We start from the raw sequence: 7,281 nt of genomic DNA on the forward strand, positions 1-7,281 counted from the left end.
CCCCACCGCTCGTCGATCTCGGCGGCCAGGGAGGGGAGTTCGAGAAGAAGGTCACGCGACCGGGGCCACCAGGCCCCGTCCAGTCGGCCGGCCCGCACGCCCTGGGGCGCGAGGGAGAGCCGCACGGGTGATTCGGGGGCGGTCGGCGCCGTCGCAGGATCGAGGATCGCAGTCATAATCAAGGACCTGTCTCCGAACCCGGCCTGGGCCGGGTCGGGGATAGCCGTTCGCCGGAGACGACGCCAGTGTCCGGTGCCGGCATGCGAAGTGCCTTCGGTGATGTCCAGGTTACTCTCGATCCGGCCTGAACCCGGCATGGTCGTGAGGTCAGATTTTCCGCCCGGCGTTGACGGGCCGAGACGGCGCGGCTGCGGGCGGGTGAGCGGCAGACCGCCGATGCCCTGAGTACCGACGGCTACTGGGCCACGCTGACGGGCCCGGCCCGGATCCAGCACCGCGCCGTGCTCACCCACACCGTCCTGCCCGAGTAACCCCTGCCCGAGGCCTCGGCGGTGGCAGTAGCCGTCGCGCCCGCCGCCTCGCCGAAACCCGTGCCGGAGCTCGGCGGCTCTACGGCCGCGACCAGTCCCGGTGCCTGCTGGCGCTCGCCGTCCGGGATTGCAGACGCGGCCCGTTCACGGCCGCGATGCAAGACGGCCTGATGCATCGGAGCGGTGCAGCGCCGGGTCTCAACTGCTGCTGCTGGAGAACAGCAGGCCGCCGTCGGCCAGGGGCCGGCGCGCGGGCGCCGGGGCCGGCGGCTCGGCGGCCAGCGGCGGCAGGAACAGGGCCCGGTCGACCGGCGGCAGCGGGCGGCGGCCGGTGCCGGTGGGCCGGTCGGTGGCAGGGGCGGAGAACTCGGGCAGGCCCAGCGGGCGACGATCTTCCTTCACGCCAAGGAGTATGACCGGCCGCCAGGCCGGTATACACCCTCGTTTCCCGCTGCTGCGCCCAACTCGGTCACCCGCCCGGGCCGGGCCCGGGCACGGCTTGGGTGCTGCGCCTACCGGTCGGCAAGCGCGGCCCGGAACTCCTGGGTGGTCACGAACACCGACCCGCGTACCGCCCGCTGCCGGCCATCGGCCCGGTTCCGCTCGGCCGTCTCGACCGCGGCCCGCATCCGCTCCTGGCGGTAGCGGTCGACCGCGTCGGCGAACTCCTCGGGCACCGGACGGCGGTCGACGATCCCCGTGACGGCCCCGTACAGCGTCGGGGCGCCGTACGTCTCGGCCCGCCAGCCGAGTGTGCGGGCGGCGGTCCGCATCGCCGAGCGCAGCAGGGCGAGGCCGCCGAGGTCTTCGGTCTCGGTCCGGGTTAGGCGCACCTCCCATGATCCGCCGTAGCCACCGGCCTGCGGCGGGCAGGAGCGGGTGAGCAGCGGGGGCAGGACGGCGACCAGGCGGCGGTGGCGGGTGTCGGCGATGTAGGAGGGCACGCGTCGGAGCCTAGGACGCGTGCACCGGGCTGCGCGGGCGGTCAGGGATAGTCCGACGAACGGCATCCGGCTACCGGGCCCAGCGCTGGATCGGTGCTGGTCACGCGGGGTTGATTCGCCCGCTGGGTGGTGTATGCGCGTGCGGTTCCCCCTCCTGGCTAGGTGTTCGGCGGGTCTCGGAATCGGTGCCCACGGGGGGTTGATCGGCGCCGTGAGCTCCCTACTGTCCCGGCCTGTCGGACCGCTGAGGACCAGTCAGGGTGCCCATCTCCCGCTGCCGTCCCGAGCGGATCCGACGTCCACCACCCGCATCGAGCGAATGGAGAGAGCAGCGTGGACGAGGCCGAGAAGAAGCCGCACGGCGCCGGCGAGGCGACGGGCCAGCCAGAGGACGGTGGCGAGCGGCGGGTACAGCCGCCCGGGGCCGCGGGCGGCGGCCGGGTGGTCCCGGCGCGGCGGGACCCGTCGGGGTGGAGTGGTCTGGTGGTCGGGCGGCTGCTGTCCGGCGCCGGGTCGCGCGTGGCGGGCGAGCTGTGGCGGCTGGTCACCGAGCAGCCGTCCGGCGAGCGGGAGTAGAACGCGGCGGCGGTCCGGCCCCTGTCTCGGGGCCGGACGGCCGGTGCGCTCTGCTCAGTGGGCGTCGTGGGCGTCGAGGAAGGCCTCGATGTCGGCCAGGAGGGTCTCGGCCTGCGTCTTGAGCGCGCTGGTCGGGGCTCCGTGGCCGCGGTCGGGGGACTCGTTCAGTGCGTGGCGGATGGTGCCCACGACCAGGCGCAGGATCCGGTCGGCGTCCTTGCCGTCCTTTTCGGCGATCGCCGCGTGGGCCTCGTCGAGTGCCGGGGCGATCGCCCGCTCGTGCTGCGGCTTGGCGTAGGGGCGGGCCTCGGCCCACAGCGTGGTGGCGCGGTCGGCGAGCGGGATGAGGGCCGCGGCGGCGCGCTGGGCGCCGAGGGTGCTGCGGACCACGATCAGCCCCGCGGCGTTCGAGGGCTGCGCCGCCGTCCGCGCGGTCTTCGCCACCGTCACCGCCCACGTCACCGCACCACCGGCCCGTACCCGCCACCGTCTGGGAACTCGCCACCCCCGACGGCGACTTCGAGGCCGACCCGGAGACCCTCCCCGTCGCGCTCGCCGCCGCCCTCCGCGCCGCCCCGCCCGGCCGCCGGGTCACCGCCGCCGGCTGGACGGCGGCGCTCGTGTCGACCCGCACCCGTGCCGTCCCCGGCCCGGACGCAGCACTCGACCTGCTCGGCCCGGCCCGCCGCCTCGCCTTCGTCCGCTGGCTCGACCACGCCCGCGCCCACCGCCTCACCCTCGTCCCCGGTCTCGAACACCCCGGCGGCCCGTCACAGCCCGACAACCACCACCGCCACTGACCCCACCGGGAGCCGAGTCCTGCCGGTCCGGGAAGGCGCAAACCTGCCAGCCGGTGTGCTTTCGGGCGGCCCCGCTGCTTCCCTCTCAGCAGCCGCGGCCTCGGTCCGTGCACCACCCGAAGGCTGCACCACTCGAAGGCCGTACAGCGTCGGCGCTGCTGGTCACCGCAGAACGTGAACCGGGACGACCGGCCACCAACTCCATGACGCCGAAGACCGCGCCGTCGGAATCGGTGCCGTAGTCGTGGACAGCGACGACATGCCGGTCGCAGATGCGGCCCAACGCCCGGGCCTCGGCGGCGAGACGCCGCTGAGCACGCAGGTCGCCATAGGCGGAGGGCAAGGTCCTGACTACCACCGCAGGGCCGATCCGCTCCTCGACGGCCCGCCAGACAACCCCCATTCCGCCCCGACCGAGAACCTCCTCCAACCGGCACCGCCAAGCCGACGGAGCACCGAAGGCCTTGTGCTCGCCGAGTGCCGGGTGCTCGCCGAGTGGCCTGCCGGGGAGGCCGAGCCGGTCCAGTTCTGGCTCTCCGACCCCCGCCAACACCCCGCTGCCTACCAGGACCGAACTGTTCTGGCGGTCCGCCGGCGAGGTCGGCGAGGTCTTCACCATGCCCCCGCAGCCGCCCGCGATCCCGTTCGAGGGCTACCTGCCCGAGCGTGCCTGCTCTCCCCGGAGCAGGTCACCGAGTACTCCTGGCCGCGGATCTGGACCCGGACCTCCGCACGCAGGTCCGGGCCTGGAGCGCCCGCCAGAAGACCGGCTTGGAGCCGCGGCACTGCCCGGAGCGGAGGACGCCTCCTACGACCGCGAGTTGTCCGTCGCGCCCGGTTGGAAGACCGGCGGCTGGGCACCCCGGAGCTTCACCGATCCCGCTCCCCGGTACTGCCGCGTCCGCGACAGCCGGATGGAGCCGCTGCTGACCCTCGCCACGGCGCAGCGGCACGCGGACCTCCACAGCTGGAGCCCGTACGAGGACCGGGCCACCGATTCCGGGCACACCAACTGCCCCGACCCGGCGAGACCGACCATGATCACCGTCGGCGACGCTACAACCAGCAGCTCTACGCCTGCCCGGCATCGCCGGAACACCCGCACACCGCGCTGCTCCAGTAGCCGGTCGGGGTGCCGGCAGATCCGCACGCCGTTCACCCGATCGGCACAGGCGCGCAGCCGTGAACGGCCGAACCCGTACGTCCACAACCCGCTGCCCGCCGTGCGCGATCGAGCCGAGACTGATGTGCTGGGCGCGGGAATGCCTTCTGCGGGGGCTGCCGTCGCAGTACCTGGTCGTGCCAGTGCTTGGGAGAGATCCGGATTGAGTACCTATCGAGTCGCACAAGTCCCGGCCGCCGGCAGGCGCTTCGAGATCGTCGAGCGTTACGTGCCCCAGCCGGGCCCGGGCCACGTACGGGTGGTGGTGGAGGCGTGCGGGATCTGCCACAGCGACACCGCCTTCGTGGATGCCCTCCTGCCGGGCGTTCGGTTCCCGCTGGTGCCAGGCCACGAGATCGCGGGGCGCATCGAGGCCGTGGGCGAGAGCGTCCACTCCAGTTGGCAGGTGGGCGACAGGGTCGCGGTCGGCTGGTTCGGCGGCAGCTGCGGCCACTGCCGGCGCTGTCGACAGGGCGACTTCATCGTCTGCGAGAGCCTGAAGGTGCCCGGTTGGGCCTACGACGGGGGGTACGCCGACGCGATGATCGCACCGGTGGACGCCCTGGCTCGGATTCCCGATGGGCTGTCGGCGGCCGAGGCGGCCCCGCTGGGCTGCGCGGGCGTCACGACGTTCAACGGACTGCGGCGCAGCTCCGCCAAGCCGGGCGATCTGGTCGCGGTGCTGGGCATCGGCGGTCTCGGCCACCTGGCGGTGCAGTACGCGGTCGCCATGGGCTTCGAGACCGTGGCCATCGCCCGCGGGGCCGCCAAGGCGGACTTCGCCAAGGAGCTCGGCGCGCACCACTACGTCGACAGCACGGCGGGCGCCGGCGTCGGGGAGGCGCTGCAGTCGCTCGGCGGAGCACAGGTGGTCCTGGGAACGGCCGCGAATTCCGAGGCCATCACGGCGACGGTGGACGGTCTGGCCACCCGGGGCGAGCTGGTGGTGATCGGCGCGGACGCCGCACCGCTGGGCATCAGCCCGAACCAGCTACTCATGAGCGGCAAGATCATCCGCGGCCACCCCTCGGGCACCGCGCGGGACGTGCAGGACACCATGGAGTTCAGCCTGCTCCACGGCATCCGCCCGATGGTCGAGACGGTACCGCTCGAAGGGGTCACCGCGGCCTACGACCGGATGCTCGCCGGCGCCGCCCGCTTCCGGATGGTCGTCACCACCGGCTGACCGGCGCGCCCGCGTGCCACGGCCCCACCGGGTTCGCCCGGTGGGGCAGTGGCGCGCCGGTCAACGCTCCTCGGGACGGCTCGGCTCCTCCCAGCGGGTGTGGAAGACCCCGTCGCGGTCGACCCGCCGGTAGGTGTGCGCGCCGAAGAAGTCCCGCTGCCCCTGGATCAGGGCCGCCGGCAGCCGCTCCGCCCGCAGGCTGTCGTAGTACGCGAGGGCCGTCGCGAAGCCCGGTGCCGGCACGCCCAGCTGCGCCGCCGTCGAGACCACCCGCCGCCAGGCCGCCTGCGCGGACCCGAGCGCCTCCCTGAAGTGGACGTCGGTCAGCAGGGTGGGCAGCGCCCGGTCCTCGTCGTACGCGGCCTTGATCCGGTTGAGGAACCGGGCCCTGATGATGCACCCGCCGCGCCAGATGGCGGCCATCGCGCCGGGGTCGATCTGCCAGGAGTACTCGGCGCTGCCCGCCTGGATCTGGTTGAAGCCCTGGGCGTACGCGACCATCTTGGAGGCGTACAGGGCCTGCTCGACGTCCTCGGCGAAGCGGTCGAAGGCAGCGCTGTCGAGCCAGGTCTCGGTCGGTCCCGGCAGACCGCGGCCCGCCTCGCGCAGGGGCACGCTGCCGGACAGCGAGCGGGCGAAGACTGCCTCCGCGATGCCTCCGACGGGGACACCGAGCTCCAGCGCGGTCTGGACCGTCCAGCGTCCGGTGCCCTTCTGCTCGGCCCGGTCCAGCACGACGTCGACGAAGGGCCGCCCGGTCTCCGGGTCGGTGTGGGCGAGGATGTCCGCGGTGATCTCGATCAGGTAGGACTCCAGCCGCCCTCCGTTCCAGGTGCGGAACACCTCGGCGATCTGGGCCGGCTGCATACCCGCCGCGTGGCGCAGCAGGTCGTACGCCTCGGCGATCAGCTGCATGTCCGCGTACTCGATGCCGTTGTGGACCATCTTGACGAAGTGACCGGCACCGTCCGGTCCGACGTGCGTGCAGCAGGGCCTGCCGTCGACCTGGGCCGCGATGTCCTCCAGCAGCGGCCCCAGCAACCGGTACGCCTCCTCCGTGCCGCCCGGCATGATGCTGGGCCCCTCCAGCGCACCCTGCTCACCGCCGGAGATGCCGCTGCCGACGAAGTGCAGCCCGCGCTCGCGAAGGGCGGACTCCCGACGTCGGGTGTCGAGGAAATGGGCGTTCCCGCCGTCCACCAGCACGTCGCCCTCGTCGAGGAGCGGGACGAGCTCGTCGATAACGGTGTCGGTCGGATCACCCGCCTTGACCATGATGACGATCATGCGTGGGCGTTCGATCGCCGCGACGAAAGCCTCCGGCGACTTGGCCGGGACGAACTCGCCTTCGTGGCCGAACTCCTCCAGCAAGGCGTTGGTCCTGGCCTGCGTGCGGTTGTGCACGGCGACCCGGTAGCCGTGACGGGCGAAGTTCCTGGCCAGGTTGCGGCCCATCACGGCCAATCCGGTGACGCCGATCCGGGCCTTCGGCTGCTCGGCCATGTGGCTCTCCTACTCGGCGGACAGCGAGAGGACCTCGTCCTCGGGAACCTCCAGGTACGTCTCCCCCTCAACCTCGATCGCCGAGCCGGAGAACGTGGCGAAGACGATTCGGTCGCCGACCTTGACGTCCACCGGGTGCGGCTTGCCGCTCTCCAGGGGCCGGCCGGGTCCCACCGCCACCACCTCGCCCGTACGGGTGTCGGAGTCCGCGACGGGCTCCCCGATCGGCCTGACGACCAGGCGATCGTGCTCCGGGTGGAAGTCGGGCATGGGGTGCTCCTCTGAACTGGGCGGTACGGGTGCAAGCAGGGGGACCGGCGGAACCGGGCGACGGAGGCGCGGACGAAGCGGTCCATATTCGATTCTGCCGGGGTTCCCGGATCCTGCACTGTATGACCCCAGGCCTTCGGCCTCACGGAGTCGGGGCCACCCGGCTGCCCGACGCCTCGCCCGCCGAAGTGCGGCTCCGCAGGATCGCACGGTGGCGGACATACCCACACCCAGACGAACCTGACCAAGCCCTACTAGTACTCCAGCAGTGCTTCGCTATCTGGCCTGGTCAGAGGCGTCGTGGGGAGTGTAGTGGGCTGTTGGTGAGAGAGGGGTGGTCTTCGCGGAA

At 72.8% G+C, this 7,281-nt stretch carries 10 protein-coding genes; 3 read left to right on the forward strand and 7 right to left on the reverse strand.

All coding sequences use genetic code 11. From position 1 onward, the window contains the following. From AB0442_RS41165 to AB0442_RS41175, 3 genes are all read right to left on the reverse strand, one after another. On the reverse strand, positions 1-317 hold a 317-nt coding region (locus AB0442_RS41165), incomplete at its 3' end, for a DUF5994 family protein (RefSeq protein ID WP_366168659.1). A 372-nt stretch (positions 318-689) separates the two neighbouring features. After that, a complete protein-coding gene (locus AB0442_RS41170; RefSeq protein ID WP_366168650.1) occupies positions 690-893 on the reverse strand; it encodes a hypothetical protein in 204 nt (67 codons plus the stop codon). Between the two features lie 110 nt (positions 894-1,003). Continuing rightward, positions 1,004-1,435, reverse strand: a complete 432-nt coding sequence (locus AB0442_RS41175; RefSeq protein WP_366168651.1) for a hypothetical protein — start codon at positions 1,433-1,435, stop codon at positions 1,004-1,006. 333 nt (positions 1,436-1,768) lie between these two features. Here AB0442_RS41175 and AB0442_RS41180 point away from each other — a divergent pair, with 333 nt between their 5' ends. Continuing rightward, positions 1,769-2,011: a hypothetical protein gene (locus AB0442_RS41180; RefSeq protein ID WP_366168652.1), complete on the forward strand. Its 243-nt coding sequence runs from the start codon at positions 1,769-1,771 to the stop codon at positions 2,009-2,011. A gap of 54 nt (positions 2,012-2,065) precedes the next feature. Here AB0442_RS41180 and AB0442_RS41185 read toward each other — a convergent pair whose 3' ends face one another. Further along, complete coding sequence (locus AB0442_RS41185) at positions 2,066-2,473, reverse strand: hypothetical protein (protein ID WP_366168653.1); 408 nt, start codon at positions 2,471-2,473, stop codon at positions 2,066-2,068. A gap of 158 nt (positions 2,474-2,631) precedes the next feature. Here AB0442_RS41185 and AB0442_RS41190 point away from each other — a divergent pair, with 158 nt between their 5' ends. Then, a complete protein-coding gene (locus AB0442_RS41190; protein WP_366168654.1) occupies positions 2,632-2,811 on the forward strand; it encodes a hypothetical protein in 180 nt (59 codons plus the stop codon). An 85-nt stretch (positions 2,812-2,896) separates the two neighbouring features. Here AB0442_RS41190 and AB0442_RS41195 read toward each other — a convergent pair whose 3' ends face one another. After that, entirely contained in the window at positions 2,897-3,430 is a 534-nt protein-coding gene (locus AB0442_RS41195; RefSeq protein WP_366168655.1) for a hypothetical protein, read from the reverse strand. A 706-nt stretch (positions 3,431-4,136) separates the two neighbouring features. On the opposite strand from AB0442_RS41195, the gene AB0442_RS41200 reads away from it, so the two are divergent. Then, on the forward strand, positions 4,137-5,159 hold the full coding sequence (locus AB0442_RS41200) for an alcohol dehydrogenase (RefSeq protein ID WP_366168656.1): 1,023 nt from the start codon (positions 4,137-4,139) through the stop codon (positions 5,157-5,159). Between the two features lie 60 nt (positions 5,160-5,219). Here the strand turns inward: AB0442_RS41200 and gndA are convergent, their stop codons facing one another. Together gndA and AB0442_RS41210 are read right to left on the reverse strand one after the other, a co-directional pair. Then, on the reverse strand, positions 5,220-6,662 hold the full coding sequence (gene gndA, locus AB0442_RS41205) for an NADP-dependent phosphogluconate dehydrogenase (RefSeq protein ID WP_366168657.1): 1,443 nt from the start codon (positions 6,660-6,662) through the stop codon (positions 5,220-5,222). 9 nt (positions 6,663-6,671) lie between these two features. Continuing rightward, on the reverse strand, positions 6,672-6,932 hold the full coding sequence (locus AB0442_RS41210) for a co-chaperone GroES (RefSeq protein WP_366168658.1): 261 nt from the start codon (positions 6,930-6,932) through the stop codon (positions 6,672-6,674). Between the last annotated feature and the right edge of the window lie 349 nt (positions 6,933-7,281).

Origin of the sequence: Kitasatospora sp. NPDC085895 (assembly GCF_040702125.1) — a bacterium.
Classification (GTDB): Bacteria; Actinomycetota; Actinomycetes; order Streptomycetales; family Streptomycetaceae; genus Kitasatospora; species Kitasatospora arboriphila.